The organism is Paenibacillus sp. MDMC362, from assembly GCF_003269305.1.
In the GTDB taxonomy this organism is placed as follows: domain Bacteria; phylum Bacillota; class Bacilli; order Paenibacillales; family Paenibacillaceae; genus Paenibacillus_AQ.
The window spans coordinates 38,335-59,824 of record NZ_QLYT01000003.1; the positions used below are offsets into that span (position 1 = coordinate 38,335).

The window sequence follows — 21,490 nt, forward strand, 5'->3', positions numbered from 1 at the left end:
GTTTTGGTAGAGAACAACGTCAAAAATGCCGACCAGAATATCTGGTCGGCATTAATCTAAACGGTGATGCGTAAGGTTTGGCGGACATGCGCTGCTTATCCGTTCACTTTGCTTCTAAAATCTCGGAAGCGTTCATGGGAGGGAGCTTTCCCCGTTTCAAATCACGGATCGTTAGTCCAAAATCGATCTGTAAATGCGGATAATCCTGGAAGTTGGCCCAATCGCCGCCCCACTGGAAGCCTAAATCTTTGGCAATCTCCACAACTTCCATCCAATCGGCCTTACCGTTTCCGTTCCCGTCATATTCCATATCCCAGATAACGCTCCCGTCCTTTAGTCTTAACGCAAAATCAATCGCCAGTCCATAGTTGTGAAGGGATTCTCCAGCCTTGGCATTTGTCACGATGTCGCCCTCGGTGCTGCGGCCCTGATTGTAGATTCGGGTCTGCTCTTCATGGCTGCGGTAACCGTCCGTTATGATAATCGTGATTCCTTTTTTCTTCGTGAGACGGACAAGCTCATTCTTTTGCTGTAATACATAAGGGTGGAGCTGGGTGACTTCAGGTGTTTCTTTACTGTTAAAATCCAAATCGAGATCGTTGATGAATCCCGGTATGGAGGTTTGCAGCTGCATATAAAATATGGCGAGTAATAAGGCAGCAATTAGGAGTAACGTCGTTTTTTTGCGTTTGATCATGCGGACTCTTTAATCTACCTACTTTCATATGATGGCTTACTCTATTATATCGGCATCCCGCCTCGTATTCCAACAGAGCGGCCCTCTGTCCAGATATCAACATGAATAGCAATCCATGGATGATGGCATCCTATTCAATATCAATGGGCGCTATCCGGAAAAGGGGGAATTGCAATGAGCAGTATTCAAAATATGTCGATGAGACTCAACCAGCTATCGGGCCAATTGACCGCTGCAGCGCAAAGCGGGGGAATGAGCGAAGTCGGGATGATCGTAAGTGAGCTAAGCCAGATCCAAGCCGAGCTTCAAAGCGCCCAGGCAGGGGTTACGCCTGAAACTTCTTCCGCCGTCCGGCAGGAGCTGGTGAATTGCCGAATGGTCTTGCATGGGATGATGAACGCAGTGCAAGAGATCCGAACAGCTATAGCGGAGCAGTACCGTCAGGTGCTGGGCGAGAACAAAACGGTGTTCGAGCAAATGGATGAGACTGCGCAGCAGAGCGAGTACGCCGAAGCTTATCAGCATCGTCAGCTGTTCCAGCAGATGGACCAAGTCAGCCAGCAGCTTCATCAGCTGGACGGCTCGATGCTGGACGCAGGTTATCAGATGGAGCGGGGACAGGTGGCCGGCGACAGTCTGAATGGAGCCGTAACGATTGAGGGGCTGACTTCTGGTACAGACAACAACGGAAGCATGAGTTAAGACTGCTCGATCGGATGGACGGAACAGGATGTATCGCCGGATGGACGTGACTTTAGAGGCGGCCCGCGGTGAACGACTGGAAGTGGTATCTCGATAAGAGATTTGATGCGGATGGCAAAATGTATCAGCCGAGTAGTTTGCAAGCAATAAAAAGGAGCTGCGCATATAGCGCGGCTCCTTTTGTAATGGAGTTGATTTCCTTAGGCTTTCCGCCATTCCTCGACAGCTTTATGCAGGCGAGACAACGCCTCCTGAACGGTGGCGCGCGTGCAGGCCAGGTTCATGCGCATGAAACCTTCGCCTTCCTTGCCGAAGGCCGCCCCGCTGTTTAATCCAAGCTTCGCCTCTTGAACCAAGAAGCGATTTAAGTCCTCGTGGGACATCCCCATTCCACGGAAATCAATCCACAGCAGGTAAGTAGCCTCCGGTATAACCACCTTCAACTCGGCAAGATGCTCTTGTGCGTAATTCGCAACCAGCTCCATGTTCCCGCGGATATAAACCAGGAGTTCATCCAGCCATGGTCCGCCCTCACGGTAAGCGGCCTCGGTGGCGGCGGCGCCCATCGGCGTAATGGAGCCGATGGCGTAACGGTTCAGTATTTTGCGGAACTTGCTGCGCAGCTGCGCGTTCGAGATGATGATGTTCGCCGTGTTCAGACCGGCGATATTAAATGTCTTGCTTGGCGCGGTGCAGATGATGGAACGCTCGGCGGCATCCTCGGACAGAGCAGCGAATGGCGTATGCGCGCCGGCTTCAAACACCAGATCCGCATGGATTTCATCGGATACGACAAGCACATCGTATTGCTGACAGAGAGAAGCCAGTCGCTCTAATTCTGTTCTGCTCCACACCCGGCCCACCGGGTTGTGCGGACTGCACAGAATAAGCATTTTGACTTTGCCGGTAGAAAAGCTCTCCTCCAAGTCCTCGAAATCCATCGAGTAATCGCCGTCCTCACTTCGAAGCAGCGGATTATGCACCAGCTCACGGCCATGGTCCTGAACGACGCTATAGAACGGCGGGTAGACCGGCGTCTGGATGACGACTTGATCGCCCGGCTCGGTGAACGCATCCACGATCAGGCTGAGTGCCGGAACGACGCCCGGACAGAATTGAATCCACTCCTGCTGAATACTCCAGCTGTGGCGTTTCTCCATCCAGTCGCATATCGCTTCACGGTAAGAGTCGGAAGGGAACGTATATCCGAATACGCCATGCTCCACCCGTTGATGGAGCGCCTTTACAACGGCGGGTGGCGCGGCAAAATCCATGTCAGCCACCCACATCGGAAGCGCATCCGGCACGCCGAAGATGGTGGGAACATTGTCCCACTTCTGGCAGTCGGTACAGGTTCGGTCTATTGCGAGATCAAAATTCATATGTAAATTCCTCCTAGCTGAGATGAGTTAGCGTTAAGCTACAAATTTGGCTAATGTAATTAAGCCGGTAACCGTAATTACGTTTAGTATGGTCGATATAAGGACAGTTTGTGCAGCAAAATCAGGCTCATTCTGATATTCTTCCGCCAAGATGGATGAATTTACGCCAACCGGCATGCCTGAAGCAATGATGAGCGCTTGAGCCGGGATGCCCTTTAAGCCGAGCAGCAGCACGATCAGAATGCCGATGGCTGGCGCGACCAGCAGACGCAGCAGAACGCTGAGGTAAACATCGAGTCGACGCAGGCGGAGCGGATATTTAATGATCTGCGCGCCAAGCGTCAGCAGGGCGATCGCGACCATGGATTGGTCCGCATACATCAGCGGCTGGGAGATAAAGACCGGGAGCGGCAGCGCCAGGGCATGCAGCACAATGCCGATGACGAGGGCATAAGGAACGGGCATTTTCAGAAATCCGATGAAGGCCTGTTTGTATAAGCCTTCCGTCTTGGCCCCCTGAATGGAAATAACTCCGTACGTGAACGTAAGGAGGCTCTGAAAAGACATGATGAGCGCTTGTACCGAGCCGGCCATCGGATCTCCCTTGAAGGCCAGGTCATTGATCGGAAGGCCGTAGTTTCCCGAATTATCGAGAAGAAGGCTGTTGGTAAAAGCAGCTCTCATCCCCCGATTGAATTTGCGCTGCTTGGCAACCAGCATGCTGATCAGGTAAAGCACGCCGATATAGAGCGCATAGAATAAAGCCACCATACCCAGGAGCTGCGGTGACATTTTGGATTCGTACATACTCATAAATACCGCTGCAGGCGTAATGTAGTAAAAGTTGATTTTGGCGAGTGTGTACAAATCGAGTTTAAAGGCATATTGCATAATAATGCCAAAGCCTATCAGGACAAAGATGGGAAGTACCACCTCGAGTAATATGTCAGCGATCATGCTGTTGTCATCTTCTTTCCATGAGTGTAGCTTAAGGTAAATATCTGGCTGTCGTATGACGCCATGTCATTATATCATGACAACGGATTGTTGACACTTGATTCCGTATGGAAAAAAGAACAATTGTTGCTGGCCTCGTTTCGGTCGCCTTATATCCAGGCGTACGCAAAAAGGGTGCTCCCTTGTCCGGATGACCAGGGAACACCCTTGAGTGGCTATAGCTATAGGTGCGTCTGTCGACGCGCCATTATTGCGGGTTGGTTGTCCAAATCCCGGCGGATTTGACAAAAACGCGCTGCGGCAGCTTCAGTGCAGCGAGCACAAGCTCAGCTACGTCTTCCGGCTGCATCATCCGGTCCTCGTCCCCGATCTTCAGGCCGGCATTGACGGCAAGATCCGTGTTTACGGTGCTTGGGGTCAGTGCGGTCACCCGAATGTTGTGTTTGCGGACCTCCTGGAGCACAGCTTCGGTCAAGCCCATAACGGCAAATTTAGAAGCGTTATAGGCAGAGCCTGTGGCGAATCCGCGCTCTCCGGCCGTAGAAGAGATGTTGATGATATCGCCCTTGTTATGCTCGATCATGCCGGGCAGCGCTGCGCGCGTCATGTAGTAAGTCCCCATCAGATTTACGTCAACGATACGTTTCCAGGCCTCAGGTTCCATTTCCAGCAGATTGCCGAACTGGGCAATGCCCGCATTGTTAATCAGAATGTCTACCGAGCCGAGCTCCATGTTTACCGCTGCAAAAGCAGCCTCTGCCTCGCTCTGCACGGAAACGTCGGCAACTGCAGCCACGGCTCTGACACCATATTGTTCTGCAACCAGGGCGCTCAGCGGCTCCAGGTCGGCTGCCGTACGGGCGACAAGCCCAACGTGCACGCCTTCCTTGGCAAGAGCAATCGCCAGAGCACGTCCAATCCCTTTACCTGCACCCGTGATGAGGGCCGTTTTATTTTTCAGGCTCATATACACTCACTCCTTCACATCAATAAAAAATATGGTTTCGTTGACCAGTATACCCTGTAGCATCGGCTACTACCAAATGCTTGCGTTCCATCGACAGGAATTTGTTATAATCGTAGCAGCGAAAAAACGTAACGGTTCATTATTATTTCAGGAAGTGGAGGAACAATCTATGCTGCACGCGCTGGATATCATAACCGCTTTTCGGCAGGGGGATGAGGCGGCTGCCAAGAGGCATCCATGGTTAATGAAACTGGTATCAGCCGAAGAACGAATCGTGAATCTGGAACGAATTACGTCCATTGGCCAATTGGCCCATGCCAACCCCGTGCTCGATTATGTAGAACGTACATTGAAAATACTGGATTCGCTGACAGTTTCCTATTGGATCAAAGAACTGCTGGAAGAAGTACTGGTGTGGGCGGAAACGGTCAAGGGCGGAACGATGCGGGATCGCCTTCGCTGGCAGCAGTCGGGCATTAACTTGTTCCTTCATAATATCGGGTCTGCCCAGCTATACGAGAGACATATCCGGGACGGCAACACAACGATGTCTCCGCATGAGGAGATGGTCCACACACTCATACTTACCCATGGACTGCTCGGACAACACATTCGCGGGGAAGTCGCTTTTGAGGAGAATCTGCCGCTGCATAAGCTTACGGAGGAAGGACGGCTGACCGCGGATGAGTTGATCCGGCTGCTAATCCCCTTGAATCACTGCATCATTGGCGGCGTATCGGAGGAGCTCTGGCATTCCGTCCAGGAAGAAATAACTCAGCTTATTCGTAATCTTGCCGAAGGGACCGTACCGGATCGGTGGACTTACGAGGAACGGCTGCGCCGCCTTCGATCCGTTTCGATTGCCCGCGGAGAAGACTTCGATAAGCAGCTTCATGGGATTCGCGAGCAGTGTGATCTGTCAGCTGTTCTGCATGGATTTCAGGATATGACCCTCTGGTACGTGGAAGCCGCCCTGCAGGATTTCTCGTTGGAAGAATTCGTGAAGGTTCTTCTGCTTGCTCTCCATCCCGAGAAGCGGGACCCGGATCAGCCGCTTGCGGAGGGACAGGGGGATCGGCTGCTACCGGATTCGGTGAACCACTTAAGCTTTGAGCCGCTGATGAACGATATGTATTACGATTACAAAGGCGTCAAGAAGCTGAACGTATATAAGAAGAGAATGATTGAGCAATATTTGCGCCAAACGGATTGGGCGTCTTGCCTTCATGGGTCGGTGATGGCCAACCCGCATCTGAGCCACCGGATTGAACGGAAGCCGGAGCTGCCGGATACGGTGTTTTTTACCTTCGAATTCTCGCAAGCGGCGGAGAAATTAATTGAATTTTGCATCGAAGCGGAGAAGTCGCCGCTTTATGAGAAAGCGGTCCTGCTCCTGTTCGACCTGTTCGGCCTGCGCCGCGACGCCTACGACAGATTTCATAACGAAGAGAGTTATTTGAGCGATATGAACAGCACGGGAGATTACAAAAAAGTGATTCTGGATTATATTACGGGAACGGCGGTGCTGGATATCGGGCCCGGAGGCGGCGTGCTGCTTGACCTGATCGAGGAACGGCTGCCGCACGTGCGTCCCGTCGGGATCGACATCTCCTTGAACGTGATTGAAGCGCTGGAGAAACGTAAACGTTTGGAGCACAAAGCATGGGAAGTGATGAAGGGGGATGCGCTAAATCTCAGGGATTACGTGGAGCCGGGGAGTGTGGATACGGTCATTTTCTCTTCGATCTTACATGAGTTGTATTCGTACATTGAGACGGACGGTTCACGCTTCAATACGGCGACCGTGGAGGCTGCCTTGCTCAGTGCCTATGATGTCCTTGCACCAGGGGGGCGTATCATCATCCGTGACGGGATTATGACCGAGCCCCCGGATACCTGGAGAAGAATCCGCTTCCTTGAGGCGGACGGTATGGAATGGCTGATCCGATATGCCTCGGATTTCAAAGGCCGGGTCATATCATACGAGCAGTTGGCCGAGGCGGAAGTGCGCATGCCCGTGAACGATGCAATGGAGTTCCTGTACACCTATACATGGGGCGCTGAAGCTTACGTTCATGAAGTGCAAGAGCAGTTTGGTTACTTTACCCCTGCGCAGTATGCGGAATGTATCCGCAGGACGCTAGGTCCTGAGGCGATCATCCGCGTGCAGCAGCATTATCTGCAGGAAGGTTATGCCGAGGCATTGGCTGATCGAATCGAATTCATGGATGAAGATGGGAAGCCGGTGAAGCTGCCTGACAGCACTTGCTTGTACGTCATCGAGAAGCCGGCCCATTCCTAGAAGAGACAAAAACAGGCTGTAACTTAAAAAGAGACCCGCACGCTCGATTCAGCGTACGGGTCTTGTTTTGTTGGGTCGTTTAAACCGCCGGTATGCTTGAATTCACAAGTGGTTCGGTGTGTGCCCATGCATAAACTTGCGCGGCAGTCTTATCCGAGAAGATGCTATTCTTGCTTCTCGGGCTCCGGATAATCCTTGCCGAGCGTATCAACCGTCACTTTCTTCATGACGGGAACCTCAAGCGGTTTGTCCATTTGATCCCGCTCCAAGCCCACGATCTCCTCTGCGGTTTCCATTCCTTCGATCACCTTTCCGAAGGATGCGTACTGAGCATCCAGCGAAGGTGCATCCGCAACCATAATGAAGAATTGCGATCCGGCGGAGTTTGGATCCGGTGCCCGGGCCATCGATAATACGCCTGTCGTATGCTTCAGGTCATTCTGAAAGCCGTTGGACGTAAATTCGCCGGGAATAGCATAGCCGGGTCCCCCCGTTCCGTTACCGTCAGGGTCGCCTCCCTGAATCATGAAGCCGGGGATGACGCGGTGAAAGCCTGTCCCATCGTAGAATCCTTGCTCCACCAGGGAGATGAAATTGTTCACCGTGTTCGGCGCCACCTCCGGATAAAGCTCAAGCTTTATCGTTTTGCCGTTCTCCATCTCAATGGTAACGATAGGGTGGCTGGCATTCGGGTCCGGCACGTTCTGCTTAACCTCGGTTTCCTTCGGCGGTTCCGCCTCGGGTGCTGTTGCCCCGGTCGTTGAGCCCGTTCCGCCGCCTGTGCCGCTTTCGGCTCCTTTGTCATTCTGACCGCATGCCGTCATCACGAGCAGCAGCGCAAGGATGACGAATAAGGCGGGCATCCAGGGTGTTCTGCGTTTCAACATCATTGATTCCTCCTGTTATTCCTTATCAAGCCTTAAGTATTTAATCTGTATCATATTCTATCACAGGTTGGACAAGTACTGAAAATCGAAAAGGTGAGTATACATAATCTATAGGAAAACGTTACCGACGTAATGTCAAGAAGCCAGAGTCGGTTCTGCATTGCTTCCCCATAATCAAAAAATAAGCCTCCGGACTTATCGCAGGTCTGGAAGCTTGAGAAAAAGGAAATCGTTTTACTGTCCCTACTTCACCGGGAATATGCCCTCCACTTTGTTTAAAGGGAGCAGAATCCGGGAACGGTTCTTATCCTTGGCGAGCAATTCAATAAAGTCGGCTCCGATTCTGACCAGACGGATCCGGTTAAAAGCACCACGGGTAGAGAAGGTGGTCCGCACGCCTACCAGCACCGTTTTGCCCGGCGGCTTGACATCAAATACCCGAACCGAGTTGAGACTGGACGGCACAAAGAGCTCGCCTTGCACCTTGATGAAATTTTTCGGGAATACCCGCTGCAGACGTCCGGGTTCTAAACCGGTGTTCGGTGCATTGACTTCTACCAGATGACCGGTTAAAGAGGCCAGCCGCTGCTGCAGCGTGATTTTATGTCCGCAGGGATGGATCGGCAATCCTTTCATATCAGCATCATCCTTCCAGGGTCGTATGGTGTAGTGTATGTTGGAAGGTATGACATGGGTGAACGCAGAGGTTACATTTCCGGTGTGAAGGATCAGGAAGATGAAGAGTTTCCGCGGTTGCTAGTTTCACTGCCATCCGGCTTCTCGTGTTTGATGCTGTCGGGTAACGGGATACTGTCCGGATATGAATCCTCGACAAACAGGCCAAAATCCTCATCAATGTCGCGTTCGGTCACTAAACGTGGTGTCTTGTCAGGATGCTTCTTCATCGGCAATTCCTCCTATTAAATCTAGTCTTTGAAATGGTTGGCTAGTATAAGAACGGATAGCTCGACCCATACTGTTTTACTATAAAAGATGTTGTATGGGAGGCATAGGCATGGAAAGAAAGGGAAACATATTAACAGCACTCATATGGGGTACCTTGATCGGCGTCCTGCTGTGGATGTCATTTCTCGGCTGGCTGGATATCATATTCGGAAAATAGAGGATCGAACCCATACAAATATAAAACCCGCCTTCCTATTAGGAGAGGCGGGTTTTGCAGGTTTAGTCGTCCTCACCATGGCTGCCGTTTAATAGATCGGTACCGTGCATCTGTTCCGTTGGCGGAGCGGCTGGGTCCACCGGGCTGTTAGCCGATATTGAATCCGCATCCGGCACATCCTCCAGCGGCTGGTACTCATCTTCTCCGGACGGGTAATTCGTAAAAATGTCCTGATTTAAAAACGCAGTTCCGCTGCCGGTTAATGAAGCGTCAGCTGCAAGCCGCCGCTCTGTAGCGCCGGAGTATTGGCCGATAATTTCGTCTCCGGGGCGAGAAGGGGGCTCACCTTCGACGGCTTGCCATTCCCGATCCGTTACATGATCTGCGACATCTCGAATGTAAGTTTCATCGACCGGTCGATCCCGTTCGATCCGATCTGCTTCGGCCAGCCCCGAGGAGGAAAAGCTTCTCTCGTCCGCAATGGTTCGCTGATCGGGATCCGCTCCGGTAGCTTCCCACGCATCGATGGCGCTGTGATCCGGGTTCAGACGTTCTTCAGGTTTCGCATCCGCAGGCGCAGCTTCATTCTGATCGTAGGCCATGTGGTCCGCGTCTTCGCTGCTTAAGCTTTGCTCCGTGTAGGTGCTAACGTCTCTCAGATCATCTTGTGGGATCATGTCCGTATCCTCGACTCTTCGTTTGGCCTCAAATTCCAAATATGTCAAATCTGCCAGCGTATTGCGATTATTTTCGTCTCGCATAGGGTCCATCTCCTTCCATGAGTTCAAATACAATAGGTATCTATACCTCGACTTTACCCGCTGAATCAAGAATGAATCGTGGATCTCTGCAGGTTATGATAAACCAAACATGAATTATCTTTCCCTGTCACTTGCTGTATTATGAAAATTTTCATTTTAGGAAAAATGGACGAAATTCAAGAAAAAAGGGAGAAAATGAATGATTTCGCGGGATAGGTTCTTTAAATTGAATAATGAAATTTTGAAATGATCCCGTTATAATCGAAAAAGTGACTATCGGACCAGGACAATCCTGAGAGTGGATTGTCAAACGACTACAATAGAACAGGAAGTGATCAGGACTTTGTTTCAATGGATTAAACAAGGCTTCTTTGGCAATTCGCGCAGGGATATTTTGTCAGGATTGACGGTAGCGTTCGCTCTCATACCGGAAGCGATCGCATTCTCCATCATGGCTGGCGTCGATCCTATGGTTGGACTCTATGCCTCTTTTGTGATAGCAGTCAGTATTTCATTCTTTGGCGGCCGTCCCGGCATGATCTCCGCAGCAACAGGGGCCATGGCGTCATTAATGGGACCGCTCGTGGCGATGCACGGGATCGAGTATTTGTATGCGGCAACCATTCTTACAGGTATTTTGCAATTGGTGATGGGGGCGCTCAAATTCGGGCGGTTTATTACGTTTGTTCCCCAGCCGGTCATCACCGGATTCGTGAACTCCCTGGCCATCATCATATTTCTGGCCCAGCTACCGAATTTCAAGGGCGAGTCGTGGCCCATGTACTTGATGGTCATCGGAACGCTGCTTATCATCTACTTGCTGCCGCTGGTTACCAAAGCGGTTCCTTCGGCGCTTGTCGCCATCATCGTGATGACCATCATCGCGGTATGGTTCAAAACTCCTGTGCAAACGGTGGGCGATATGGGCAACATTACGCAGGCTCTTCCGTTCTTCCACATTCCGAATGTAACCATCAGTTTGGATATGATCATGACGATATTGCCTATATCTCTGGCTCTTGCTGTCGTCGGGATGACGGAATCGCTGCTGACGGCGTCACTCGTGGATGAGATGACGGAAACCGGCAGCGACAAGAACCGCGAAATCCGCGGCCAGGGTATTTCCAACGTGATCACTGGATTCTTCGGCGGCATGGCCGGTTGCGCCATGATCGGACAGACAGTGATTAATGTCAAATCAGGCGGTCGCACCCGGTTATCAACGCTGGTGTCCGGTGTGTTCCTGCTGTTTCTCATCCTTGTGCTCGGTGATGTCGTGAAACAAATTCCGATGGCAGCGCTTGTCGGGGTCATGTTTATGGTTTCCATCGGTACATTTGAATGGGGATCGCTTCGCACACTTCATCGTGTACCACTAGGTGATGCCATTGTCATGCTGGCAACGGTAATCATCGTGGTGGCCACGCATAATCTGGCCATCGGGGTCATGATCGGAATTATTTTAAGCGCGCTGAATTTCGGCTGGAAAATGGCAAAAATTCATGCCGTACCCCATATGCAGCCAAACGGTACGAAGATATACGAAATCCGGGGACAGTTATTTTTCGGAACGATGATGTATTTTGTAAACCTGTTTGATGTGTTTGAGGACCCTGAGCAGGTCGTGATTGATTTTTCCAAATCCCATGTATGGGATCAGTCAGCCACGAATGCCATTTCCAAGGTATTGAATAAGTACAAGGAAGCGGGTAAAGAGATCAGCCTCGTGGGATTGAACGACGAAAGTCAGCGGATGGTTGATAAAGTTGGCCTTGCTTCAAGCTCCACACACTAGAGGTGTAAGGGATTGCTTTTAACCTTCGGGCTAAGGGCGATCCCTTTTCATTTGCCTGTATGTAATAAAAAATTTACAAACGGAACAGACGTTTCATGTTATATTGATTGTAAATGAACACGAAGTTTGTCGAATCGGCAAGACGGAGAAGATGCGGAATTTTATTTGACTATAGACGGTTAGAGGTGCTGACTAGATGAAGGATATGCCCAAATCCATATTCCTGCTTCTGCTGATGGTACCGCTGCTGCTGATTATATCGACCATATCACCGGAAAAATCGGACGCAAAGAGTTCTCAGATCGTGATATCCGATTGGCAGTTTATGTGGGATAACGAACAACAGGAAGTTGTTTCGCCGGTCAATCTGCAGGGAAGAAGTTGGTTGGCGGGAATACCAGACGAGAAGGGACCCCCCGAGTCAGATGGGGTGTATTCAGCATGGAATCGTTTTACTATACCGGCTCTCCCTTGGAAACATTCGGCCATCATGATTGACCGTATCAAGGGACAGGATGTTGTGGCTTTCTTGGAGAATGAACAGGTGTATGAAGCCAAGCGAGACTATATGTACACGAATCATTCTCTTCTGCTTCCGGTCCAGCCGGACGATGCCGGCAAGATCGTTTATATATGGACGAACGGCGTCAGGGATATGACGTTAGGCATCGAAGGCGATATTATACTTGGCGAATATGAGCATTTGCGTGGAAGCTTCATCAAGAATGACCTGGTAGATTTCATATTGGGCAGCTCGTTTCTGTTTATTGCGGTGGTCATGTTCTTTTGCTGCTTGTTCCTTCCAAAGCATACAGTATCCAGCTGGCTGTCGCTTAGCGTGGTTATTCTGGCAAGCGGGGCTATGCTTATTACGTATTCACCGTTCCTATACACTTTCTATGGAGACCTAGGCAGCGTGTGGGTCTCGGTGTTTGATATTTCACTCTTCGCCGTGCTGCCGGCGCTGTATTATTATTTTGAGAAAATATATGGCCCCGGGCCCTATCGAGTCATTCGCTACTGCCGAAGGTTTCAAATAACCTATTCCGTCATATGCCTGATATTTCTAGCTGCCCACGTGGTCAGCCGTCATTCATTTTACGAGATCTACTATCTGGTTTCGGTGAAGATCCTGGGCATTCTGATTATCCTGCAGATGCTGCTGCTGGTCGGTACTACGATTCTGTATGCTTCCAAGCGGAACAAGGACGCTTATATCTTTTCTGTAGGCTTCGGGATGATGGCGTTAGCAACGCTCGGAGATCTGCTGGCTTTTTATTACCATGGCGGGCAATATCATTTCGTGTTATGGAAATGGGGCATTATCGGACTGATTGTCTCCTTGATTGTCATGCTGGGCCGTAAATTCGTCCGCAGCCATGAGCAAGTGCTGCAATATTCCAGGAAACTGGAGATGTTTAATAATGAGCTTCAGCGATCGGAGAAGATGGAGATCATCAGCGAGCTGGCCGCCTCCGTAGCACACGAGGTTCGTAATCCACTGCAAGTGACACGCGGCTTCATGCAGCTCCTGGCACAGAACACCAAACAGGCGGAGAAGGAGTATTTCGGCCTCGCGCTGAAGGAGCTGGACCGGGCCTCGGGAATCATCACGGATTTCCTCACGTTTGCTAAGCCTCAATTGGAGAACGAGGCCAAGCTGAATGTGTATGAAGAGTTGAAGCATGTAAAAGGCATCCTGCTGCCGCTTGCCAATCTCAGCGGGGGCTCGATCGAGCTGGATAACGCGAAGGAATTATTCATGACGGGTAATTCTTCCAAACTCAAACAAGCGATGATAAATATCGTTAAGAACAGTATAGAAGCACTGGATGGAGAAGGGGTTATTCGCATCTGGGCCTATGCCAAGGGAGAAGAAGTGGTCATTCACATCAAAGATGACGGCATCGGAATGGATGCTGCGGATCTTGAGAGACTTGGCGAGGCTTATTTCTCCAATAAGTCCAAAGGGACGGGGCTCGGCTTGATGGTTACCTTTCGAATCATCGAAGCCATGCATGGCACCATTCATTTTGTTAGTGAAAAGGGCAGCGGGACAGAGGCCATTATCCGCTTTCCGGCCGTACCTGCTGCGCAGGAAGGTGAAGTGTAAATGGAAGGGAGATGTCATAACGGCATCTCTCTTTGTTATATCTACAATAGAAAATTTTATCATTTTTCCGAATATTAGAAGGTGGAAGGTTTTGTTGCATCGAATAACACAGTAAGAGTTTCACTCATTATAATGTTTGAGGTGCGTCAATGAAGTCTGGATGGAGAATCGCTGTGTTCCTGATCATCGTTTTTACTTTAAGCCAGGGGCTCCCCAGGCTTGTCTTTGCCACCGAAGAAACGGCAGTTCACGCAGCGATTAAGGAGTGGAGAATCCTCTGGTCGGAGTCCCGGGGGATACCGGAGAGCGTGCCCGTCCATATCAATGACTGGATGGAAACTTCGGCCGGGGATTCGAAGCCTTTTAAGCCGCATACCAAGGCGTCCGCGTGGATTCATATGAAGATTCCCGAGATCGCATCCGCATCCCCTGGCATTTTGATTGATAAGCTCCACGGACAGCAGGTTGCGGTTTATGCGAACCATGAGAAGATTTACGAATCATCCCGAACGTACAATTATGAGCTGAATTACATCTTGCTTCCTCTGAATCAGAACATGCTCGGCAAGGACCTTCACATCTGGCTGGAGACCGCTAGAGATCATGTGACGATTGAAGGAAAAATCCTGGTCGGCGATTATCAGGACATGTTTAATCGGTTTATCAAGTCGAATTTAATGGACATCATTCTGGGGAGCGCCTTTATATTTATCGCATTGGTGATGTTGATCTGCTCTATTTTTCTGAATAAAAAATATTTGGTCGCAGTATTTTCCCTTTCTTGCATTATTTTATCTGTAGGCATACTGGTGTTTACTTACTCCCCGTTTCTTTATACGATTTTTAATCAATATGGCAATATTTACACTCACTTATATGACATCTCATTATTTATCTTACTTCCTTCGTTCAGTCTCTTTTTTGAAACCATCTTTGGGCCCGGCTGGAAGGGCTTGCTGCGCAAACTCCGCAAGTTCCAGATATTTTACTCGCTGTTTTGCGGGTTGTTTCTGATTGTTAATCAATGGGATTCAAATCAATGGTTCGATCTCTATTATTTCTTCTCCGTTCATGTAATGGGTGTTGTGATGATCGTTCAATTTGTATTGCTGGTCGGAAGCTCCATGTATTATGCCGTGAAGGGTAATAAGGACGCTGTTATTTTTAATGCAGGCTTTGCGGTCTTCGCAGTTGTGGGCTTAAGCGAGCTGCTGCAATTCTTCCTCACCCGTGGCAGCTACAATCTCTTCCTCTGGAAATGGGGGATTGTCAGCTTCATTATTGCCTTGATTGTCATTCTCGGACGGCATTTTGCCAAAAATCACGAACGGATTCTTCAATACTCCAAGGAGCTTGAGATGTTCAACAATGAACTGCAGCGATCGGAGAAAATGGAGATTATCAGTGAGCTTGCAGCATCGGTTGCGCATGAGGTACGTAACCCGCTGCAAGTTACGCGGGGATTCCTGCAGCTTCTCACGGGAAAAGCCCAAGCCGCGGAACGCGAATATTTGGATTTGGCTCTGGTGGAATTGGACCGTGCTTCCGGCATTATTACGGACTTCTTGACCTTTGCCAAACCGGAATTCGGCAAAGACACCGTGCTTCGGGTTGCAGAGGAATTCAAGCATATCGAAGGCATACTTGGTCCGCTTGCCCATCTCCAAGGAGGCAAGATTACCGTCGATATTTCAGAGGATATTACGATTCGGGGGAATTCCTCGAAATTTAAGCAGGCTTTTATCAACATTGTTAAGAATAGCATCGAGGCGCTGGGCGAAGAGGGATTGGTTCATATCCGATGCTATCGCCAGCAGGACCAGGTATTTATTCACGTTGTAGATAATGGCGAAGGGATGGAGCCGGATGTGTTGGCACGGCTGGGGGAGCCTTATTTCTCCAACAAAACCAAGGGCACGGGGCTTGGCCTGATGGTGACCTTCCGAATTATCGAGGCCATGAATGGAGACATTTATTTTACGAGTAAAAAAGGAGTGGGGACGGATGCTGTCATTACGCTTCCCGCAGCTGGCGAATAATTCGCTGAGCTGCGGCAGCGCTTTGACGGCGATTGTCCCCACTCTTTTGTGCCGATAACATCTATTTATGAAATGTCCAAGCTGTTATGTAGTCTTTACCAGATGGCTTTTGCTTTGGCTTCTGACTTGATCACGCCTGATGGATTCGGAGGAATGACCAGATACAGCTCGTTAGGGTTCTCTTCAAGCGTTCGAATCTCGATGTGGTCGGGAATCCGTACCCCAAGAACTTCCTTGATGGCGGATTTCGGATCGCTAAGCAATTTTGCCTTAAAGCTAGGATCCTCCCAAGCTTTTTGAATCAATTGTGTTTGAAAGATGGCTTCTGTCGTCATAAGAATCACCCTTTCAAATAAATTGGTTATTTTTTACTCCTAAAGAATACCATGGAATAAATATAAAATCTATTATTTTTTGCTTAGTATAGACAAGTAATAGTTTAATCCGCCAAAAGAAAGGGTTTCTTTACTGTTTTCGATATGATTCGCTTCGGCTTGAAGCTCGTCTACCATCGTTTGATGAAAGGAAATGAGATGGGGGGCATCTATATCTACCGATAAGAGATGGGCATGGGTCGCTGTCGCAATATCTGCATAGGACTTCAACGCGTTGTTGATATAGATGGCTTCTTGAACCTCGGTCAGCGTCAGATTTGTGTCGCGAGGTCGCCCCAATTCCGATTTAATGAGAGACAGCAGGCAATTGTAGCTGCCATCCGCAAGATCCTGCTTCCAGTCGGTCCAATCGTCCATCATCTGCAAGGTAAGCAAAACATGGTTCATCACATCATTCGTTTGTGGAATGAGGCCTGCTTGATCAGATAAAAGCAATGCTGCAGTGCTTCCCAGCTTTACGGGAGCTGCCTTTTTTGCCACCATGGCAGGGTTGTGCTTGAAGTAATCATCCTGGGTTTCATGGATAACGCCTTCCGACCATTCAAACGTGTAGTTTTTGAAATAAGACCAGAAGTCGGAGTTTGCTGGAAAATAGGGTTGATAGGATGTGAGAAATTCGTAATACAGCAGGTTAGCAAGCGCGAGATGATGTTTCGAGTCGGTGGAAGACTGACTGTCACGGGGCGAGTCCATTATGTCGTCTTGAATGAAGTAGTATAACATGCCGATAATGTTGGCCGCTGAGAGGTGACGGTATACATCGGCGGGGAGTTCGGTCAGTTCTTTCATCCAGAAGGGAAGCAGATAAGAAATGTAATTTTTGGAACTGTCCTGCTCGAAAACGTCAAACTTTCTCAAGTAGGTAAGACCGATTTCACTCAAGGGAGCAGGGAGCACGGATAATCTTGCTTCGCAGTCTGCGAATGCGGCAGCAAGATCGTCCTCGAATGGCTTGAACCAGTTCATGGAATCACCAACCTATTCTATTTTTAAGGTACCAGTGCTTACTTGCTATATTAACATGAATATTCGTAAAGTTAAATATTACCAGTTATATTAACTGGATAATTATGGGGTTTTTGATGCTGCAGGGAGGCTTATTTAAGACGTACATCAGTTTTTTTGTTTGATTATGGCGGCTGGCGTTTAAGTTAGGAATGTACAGCGATAACCGAAAATGACCATTAGGAGGAATTCATATGACTCAGAAAATTGTAGGAGCTTTTCGGACGGAGCAGGAAGCAACCCGGGCCATTGAGGAACTAAAGCAGCAAGGTTTCAGAGCCGATGAAATCTCTGTCATTGCCAAAGATCGCGGAGAATCTTCTCATATTCAGGAGGAGACCGGCACCAAGGCGCCTGAGGGCTTGGCATCCGGTGCGGCTACAGGCGGTGTGTTAGGCGGCGTAACCGGATTGCTGGCCGGCTTAGGTGCATTGGCCATTCCAGGCATTGGTCCGATCATCGCGGCTGGTCCGATCGCGGCAACCCTTACGGGAGCAGCCGTTGGCGCCGGCGCGGGCGGATTGGTAGGTGGTTTGATTGGCCTCGGAATTCCGGAAGAGCAAGCCGAGGAATATGGGGGCTATGTGGATGAAGGCCATATTCTAGTCATGGTGGATGCAGATGAAACGAACGGTGGCCAGGTGTATGATATATTCCGCAGCAATAGCGCCCTTAATGAACATCATTACCGTGAGGGAGGCACCTATAGCGGTTCCGGTGCGCCGGTAGATTCACGCTCTGAAGCAGCGGCTGCCACCGAGGATGCGGTTCCGGATCCTAATCTGTATCAAGGTTATGGTGATGGAAATGGCGGTGCCATAAGTCCGGATCGGGATGAGATCTCGAAGAGACGGTAAAGGGCATTTATAGATATGGATTAACAATAACAAACCGCCCGGGATGAACCGGGCGGTTTGTTATTGCGCGTTAGTGAGCGTTTAGCGCTTGCCGCGATGTCTCTGCGCTCCCCTCGGTCCGTAACCGGGACCGCCAGGACCGTGCCCGTGTCCGGGACCACCAGGCCCGCCTGGATGCCATGGACCCGGACCATGTCCCGGTCCGCCCGGATGCCATGGGCCATGTCCATGTCCATGCCCGTGTCCAGGAAATCCGTGACCGGGATATCCCGGATAAAACGGAGGGAAAGGATAGACCGGATAATAAGGTGGATAGTATGGATAAGGATAGAACGGGTATCCGGGGAAGAGCCCGGGAATACCCAAACTGGTTTGGGATTGCAGGCCTCTTTTTGGATGATGGCTCAAGTCATGCACCTCTTTCTATCAGATAGGTTATTTCATCCTATGTGGAAGCGGAGATGGAGGGCACATATCCAGTGAAAAATAGGCGAACGACCATCGTTGGTATGATAGCAGCGCTGTACTGTCGGGTAATAGATTCAAATCGATAACCAAGCAAATAAAAAAGGGTGCAGATGACCTCCCGGCTAAGGGAAGGATCAAATGCACCTTCAGTAACTGCGTCAAATATATTGAAGACCGGTTGTGTACGGGAGAGGAATGGGTTCAAAGGTTACGCTGCCGTTAGCACGATAAGAGGATTCCGGATCAAACAGGATCGAGAGCAAACCCTCATCATCCAGTTCTAATACTTCATTGTTCAAGGCAAGACGGTAAGGACCATGCTCGCCATCTGCCTGAATCAACCCCTCAGGCAGCACGGGAGCCAACTGGCGGAGCAGTTCCGGGCCGCTAACCAAATACACGGTCCCTTCATTCTGAATATATTCAGGCTTGTTGCCGGCAGATTGGATTAACGCTGCCAGCTCTTTATCCTGCCAAGGCAGTGGAACGGTTAGCTCTGAGAGGTTGAAGGAAGAGATCGCCTCGGCTATGACCAGCGCAGCCGCTTCAGGGCTTCCTCCCCATTCTACAAGGGTAGATTCTCTCGAAGGAGTCATCGCAGCACCGGGTACGGCGATGATAGCAAATGCAGTCAACACGCCGTCTTCTTCGGCGACAAGCACCTGCTGCTCGAGGCGGATCACGTTGGAATAGGCGCTTGCTCCCAGCAGCTTGTTAAGCTCCGAAGCCGTGGTAACATAACCGGCTTCCCGCTGCTCCATCAGCCTTTGAAGGCGGAATAAATCCTGCGGCTGCATTGCACGGATGCGCACTTGTTTTCCCGTTACCGCCCGTAAGGAATCACTAACGGCCCGGTCTAGTCGGAACCGGAGTGCACGGCCGAACAAACGGCTGCCTGCCCGGGTATACAGGGATCTGCCACCGGAAATGAGGATTAAGGATGCCCCCGAAGCTTCTCCATGACGGATACACTGCTCCAGGAGAGTGCCTGCGAGTCGCTGCCCCCGGTATTCCGGATCCGTGCAGACGGAGCCGATGGAGTAGACATTTAATCGGGCACCGCGAGTTTGAATGGTAAATGGCACGAATCCCATGAAGGAAACGAGTTTATCTTGATCCCATGCACCGTAAGAATGGCTGATTCCCGGAGAGAATATCGGAGGAAAGGAGACTCCCATAGAAGGCTGTTCCTGCTGCTTCAGAAATATACGGTCCGACAGCTCAACAGCATGATGTAGTTGATCGCTTTTCATAATAGAAATGTTCACTCGATTGACGCCTCCCCTATGTATGTCGCTTGTTACCAGTATAAAGTCATTGGGCGTGGAATTTCCAGTAAACGTTTGCAAATTCTTTTTCTGCCCGGCCTCGCCGTTAATTTTTGACGGATGGAGCACTTGCTGTGTGCGAGGAAGCGATGATTTTCGGGTAATATAATGTACGAATCTGACGCACCGGAGGGATGAGCTTGCCAAGTTTTGTTGATTCCATGATTTTATTATGCGGCGCCTTGCTAGTGACAGGTGTATTGACCACCAAATTTTCTTCTCGCTTCGGCATGCCCGCCCTGGTGCTGTTTATTGCCATCGGGATGATACTCAGCCGCTTCATTTATTACGATAATGCGGAGCTCACACAGCTGGTCGGCATATTTGCATTGATAGTCATATTGTTTCAGGGCGGGATGCAGACCGATTTCAAAGAAATCAAGCCGGTTATGGGAACGGCCATTTCACTTGCAACGATAGGTGTCTTACTGACAACGGTGGTCATCGGAATATGCGCTGCATTCATTCTGGATATTTCGTTACAAGAGGGGCTGTTAATTGGCGCCATTGTCGGTTCGACGGACGCGGCGGCCGTATTCTCGGTTCTAGGCGGCACGAATTTGAAGAAACGGCTTCGAATGACACTGGAGGCTGAATCCGGAAGCAATGACCCGATGGCGGTATTTCTAACCGTATCCCTTATCGAATGGATCGAATACCCGGAACTGAATTTGATTGGTCTTATTTTCTCGTTCGTAATGGAGATGGGACTTGGTCTGGTTGTCGGTGTTCTTATCGGAATGCTGGCCGTATACGTGATCAATCGCATCAATTTCGATTCCTCGGGTTTATATCCCGTAACGGCATTGGGATTCGCCGTGATGACTTATGCCGCTGCCGCTTGGCTTGGGGCCAGCGGTTTGCTTGCCGTATACGTCATGGCTTTGCTGCTCGGCAATACCGAGCTGACATACCGCAAGACGATTCAGGCATTTAACCAAGGTTTCGCCTGGATGATGCAGATCGTCATGTTTGTGCTGCTCGGGCTGCTTGTTTTCCCGAATGAGCTGTCGAAGGTCGTATGGCAAGGACTGTTGTTGTCCCTGATTCTCATATTATTGGCCAGGCCGATCGGCGTGTTCAGCAGCCTGTTGTTTACCCAATTTGCCATGCGGGAGAAAATATTAATTTCATGGGCGGGCCTTCGCGGCGCCGTGCCGATCGTCCTGGCTACATATCCCGTTCTGGCGGGTATCAAGCATGGAGAATTGTTTTTTAATGTCGTGTTTTTTGTTGTGTTAACCTCAGCGGTGATCCAAGGCACCACAATCTCTCCGCTCACGCAAATGCTTTCGCTGGTGGAGAAGGATAAAGCCAAAGCACCGACTTTATTAGAGTTAATGGCCCTTGGAAAAACGGATTCCGAGATCAACCATATTCTGGTGGATGGGGAGATGCCCATTATCGGCAAGGAGATTCAGCAGCTGGATCTGCCGGACGATATCCTCTTTACGGCTATTATTCGGGAGAAGCGGATCATTACGCCAAAGGGGAGTACGGTCATTGAGGCAGGGGATACTTTGTATGTGATGAATCCGAAGCAAAAACGAAAGGAAATGAAAACGATTCTGGGGTTGTCTTAAGTTTTTTTGCAGCCTGAGAAATATGATGCCAATCATAGCAGTTGACTTAAAAATAAATTAGGATGGGTATAAATAGGAGGCAATTTCTTCATCCTATCTTCATCTGATAAGTTTCCGATTCCCTTTGCA

At 49.9% G+C, this 21,490-nt stretch carries 19 protein-coding genes; 7 read left to right on the plus strand and 12 right to left on the minus strand.

Features of this window, described 5'->3' with window-relative positions; translation table 11 throughout:
- Nucleotides 1-103: 103 nt before the first annotated feature.
- Nucleotides 104-697: a M15 family metallopeptidase gene (locus DP091_RS00225; protein WP_113056527.1), complete on the minus strand. Its 594-nt coding sequence runs from the start codon at nt 695-697 to the stop codon at nt 104-106.
- A 174-nt stretch (nt 698-871) separates the two neighbouring features.
- On the opposite strand from DP091_RS00225, the gene DP091_RS00230 reads away from it, so the two are divergent.
- Nucleotides 872-1,399, plus strand: coding sequence for a hypothetical protein (locus DP091_RS00230; RefSeq protein ID WP_113056528.1), 528 nt, complete (start codon nt 872-874; stop codon nt 1,397-1,399).
- 200 nt (nt 1,400-1,599) lie between these two features.
- Here the strand turns inward: DP091_RS00230 and DP091_RS00235 are convergent, their stop codons facing one another.
- The 3 genes from DP091_RS00235 to DP091_RS00245 form a co-directional block, all read right to left on the minus strand.
- Nucleotides 1,600-2,781 carry a MalY/PatB family protein gene (locus DP091_RS00235; protein WP_113056529.1) on the minus strand — a complete coding sequence of 394 codons (1,182 nt, stop codon included), beginning with the start codon at nt 2,779-2,781 and terminating at the stop codon, nt 1,600-1,602.
- 33 nt (nt 2,782-2,814) lie between these two features.
- Nucleotides 2,815-3,738, minus strand: coding sequence for an AEC family transporter (locus DP091_RS00240; protein ID WP_113056530.1), 924 nt, complete (start codon nt 3,736-3,738; stop codon nt 2,815-2,817).
- Nucleotides 3,739-3,985: 247 nt separating this feature from the next.
- Nucleotides 3,986-4,705, minus strand: coding sequence for a 3-ketoacyl-ACP reductase (locus DP091_RS00245; RefSeq protein WP_113056531.1), 720 nt, complete (start codon nt 4,703-4,705; stop codon nt 3,986-3,988).
- Between the two features lie 169 nt (nt 4,706-4,874).
- Here DP091_RS00245 and DP091_RS00250 point away from each other — a divergent pair, with 169 nt between their 5' ends.
- Nucleotides 4,875-7,007 carry a class I SAM-dependent methyltransferase gene (locus DP091_RS00250; RefSeq protein ID WP_113056532.1) on the plus strand — a complete coding sequence of 711 codons (2,133 nt, stop codon included), beginning with the start codon at nt 4,875-4,877 and terminating at the stop codon, nt 7,005-7,007.
- A gap of 164 nt (nt 7,008-7,171) precedes the next feature.
- Here DP091_RS00250 and DP091_RS00255 read toward each other — a convergent pair whose 3' ends face one another.
- From DP091_RS00255 to DP091_RS00265, 4 genes are all read right to left on the minus strand, one after another.
- Nucleotides 7,172-7,894, minus strand: a complete 723-nt coding sequence (locus DP091_RS00255; protein ID WP_113056533.1) for a peptidylprolyl isomerase — start codon at nt 7,892-7,894, stop codon at nt 7,172-7,174.
- 243 nt (nt 7,895-8,137) lie between these two features.
- Nucleotides 8,138-8,530 carry a hypothetical protein gene (locus DP091_RS00260; protein WP_071223510.1) on the minus strand — a complete coding sequence of 131 codons (393 nt, stop codon included), beginning with the start codon at nt 8,528-8,530 and terminating at the stop codon, nt 8,138-8,140.
- Between the two features lie 92 nt (nt 8,531-8,622).
- Nucleotides 8,623-8,799: a hypothetical protein gene (locus tag DP091_RS31170; protein ID WP_181469693.1), complete on the minus strand. Its 177-nt coding sequence runs from the start codon at nt 8,797-8,799 to the stop codon at nt 8,623-8,625.
- Between the two features lie 280 nt (nt 8,800-9,079).
- Nucleotides 9,080-9,778 carry a hypothetical protein gene (locus tag DP091_RS00265; RefSeq protein ID WP_113056534.1) on the minus strand — a complete coding sequence of 233 codons (699 nt, stop codon included), beginning with the start codon at nt 9,776-9,778 and terminating at the stop codon, nt 9,080-9,082.
- Between the two features lie 343 nt (nt 9,779-10,121).
- On the opposite strand from DP091_RS00265, the gene DP091_RS00270 reads away from it, so the two are divergent.
- The 3 genes from DP091_RS00270 (at nt 10,122) to DP091_RS00280 (ending at nt 15,725) form a co-directional block, all read left to right on the plus strand.
- The gene (locus tag DP091_RS00270; RefSeq protein ID WP_113056535.1) at nt 10,122-11,573 is read left to right on the plus strand and encodes a SulP family inorganic anion transporter; all 1,452 of its coding nucleotides are present in this window, start codon (nt 10,122-10,124) and stop codon (nt 11,571-11,573) included.
- A gap of 196 nt (nt 11,574-11,769) precedes the next feature.
- Nucleotides 11,770-13,686: a sensor histidine kinase gene (locus DP091_RS00275; RefSeq protein WP_113056536.1), complete on the plus strand. Its 1,917-nt coding sequence runs from the start codon at nt 11,770-11,772 to the stop codon at nt 13,684-13,686.
- Nucleotides 13,687-13,835: 149 nt separating this feature from the next.
- Nucleotides 13,836-15,725, plus strand: coding sequence for a sensor histidine kinase (locus DP091_RS00280; protein WP_181469694.1), 1,890 nt, complete (start codon nt 13,836-13,838; stop codon nt 15,723-15,725).
- A 95-nt stretch (nt 15,726-15,820) separates the two neighbouring features.
- Here DP091_RS00280 and DP091_RS00285 read toward each other — a convergent pair whose 3' ends face one another.
- Complete coding sequence (locus DP091_RS00285; RefSeq protein WP_071223505.1) at nt 15,821-16,060, minus strand: NHLP leader peptide family RiPP precursor; 240 nt, start codon at nt 16,058-16,060, stop codon at nt 15,821-15,823.
- Nucleotides 16,061-16,132: 72 nt separating this feature from the next.
- Complete coding sequence (locus DP091_RS00290; protein ID WP_113056538.1) at nt 16,133-17,086, minus strand: hypothetical protein; 954 nt, start codon at nt 17,084-17,086, stop codon at nt 16,133-16,135.
- Nucleotides 17,087-17,319: 233 nt separating this feature from the next.
- Between DP091_RS00290 and DP091_RS00295 the strand changes: the two genes are divergently transcribed.
- Complete coding sequence (locus DP091_RS00295; RefSeq protein ID WP_113056539.1) at nt 17,320-17,982, plus strand: general stress protein; 663 nt, start codon at nt 17,320-17,322, stop codon at nt 17,980-17,982.
- A 20-nt stretch (nt 17,983-18,002) separates the two neighbouring features.
- Here the strand turns inward: DP091_RS00295 and DP091_RS31175 are convergent, their stop codons facing one another.
- Together DP091_RS31175 and DP091_RS00305 are read right to left on the minus strand one after the other, a co-directional pair.
- The gene (locus tag DP091_RS31175; RefSeq protein WP_181469695.1) at nt 18,003-18,212 is read right to left on the minus strand and encodes a hypothetical protein; all 210 of its coding nucleotides are present in this window, start codon (nt 18,210-18,212) and stop codon (nt 18,003-18,005) included.
- 396 nt (nt 18,213-18,608) lie between these two features.
- Entirely contained in the window at nt 18,609-19,718 is a 1,110-nt protein-coding gene (locus tag DP091_RS00305; protein ID WP_113056540.1) for a GNAT family N-acetyltransferase, read from the minus strand.
- 194 nt (nt 19,719-19,912) lie between these two features.
- On the opposite strand from DP091_RS00305, the gene DP091_RS00310 reads away from it, so the two are divergent.
- Entirely contained in the window at nt 19,913-21,361 is a 1,449-nt protein-coding gene (locus tag DP091_RS00310; RefSeq protein WP_181469696.1) for a potassium/proton antiporter, read from the plus strand.
- Nucleotides 21,362-21,490: the final 129 nt, after the last annotated feature.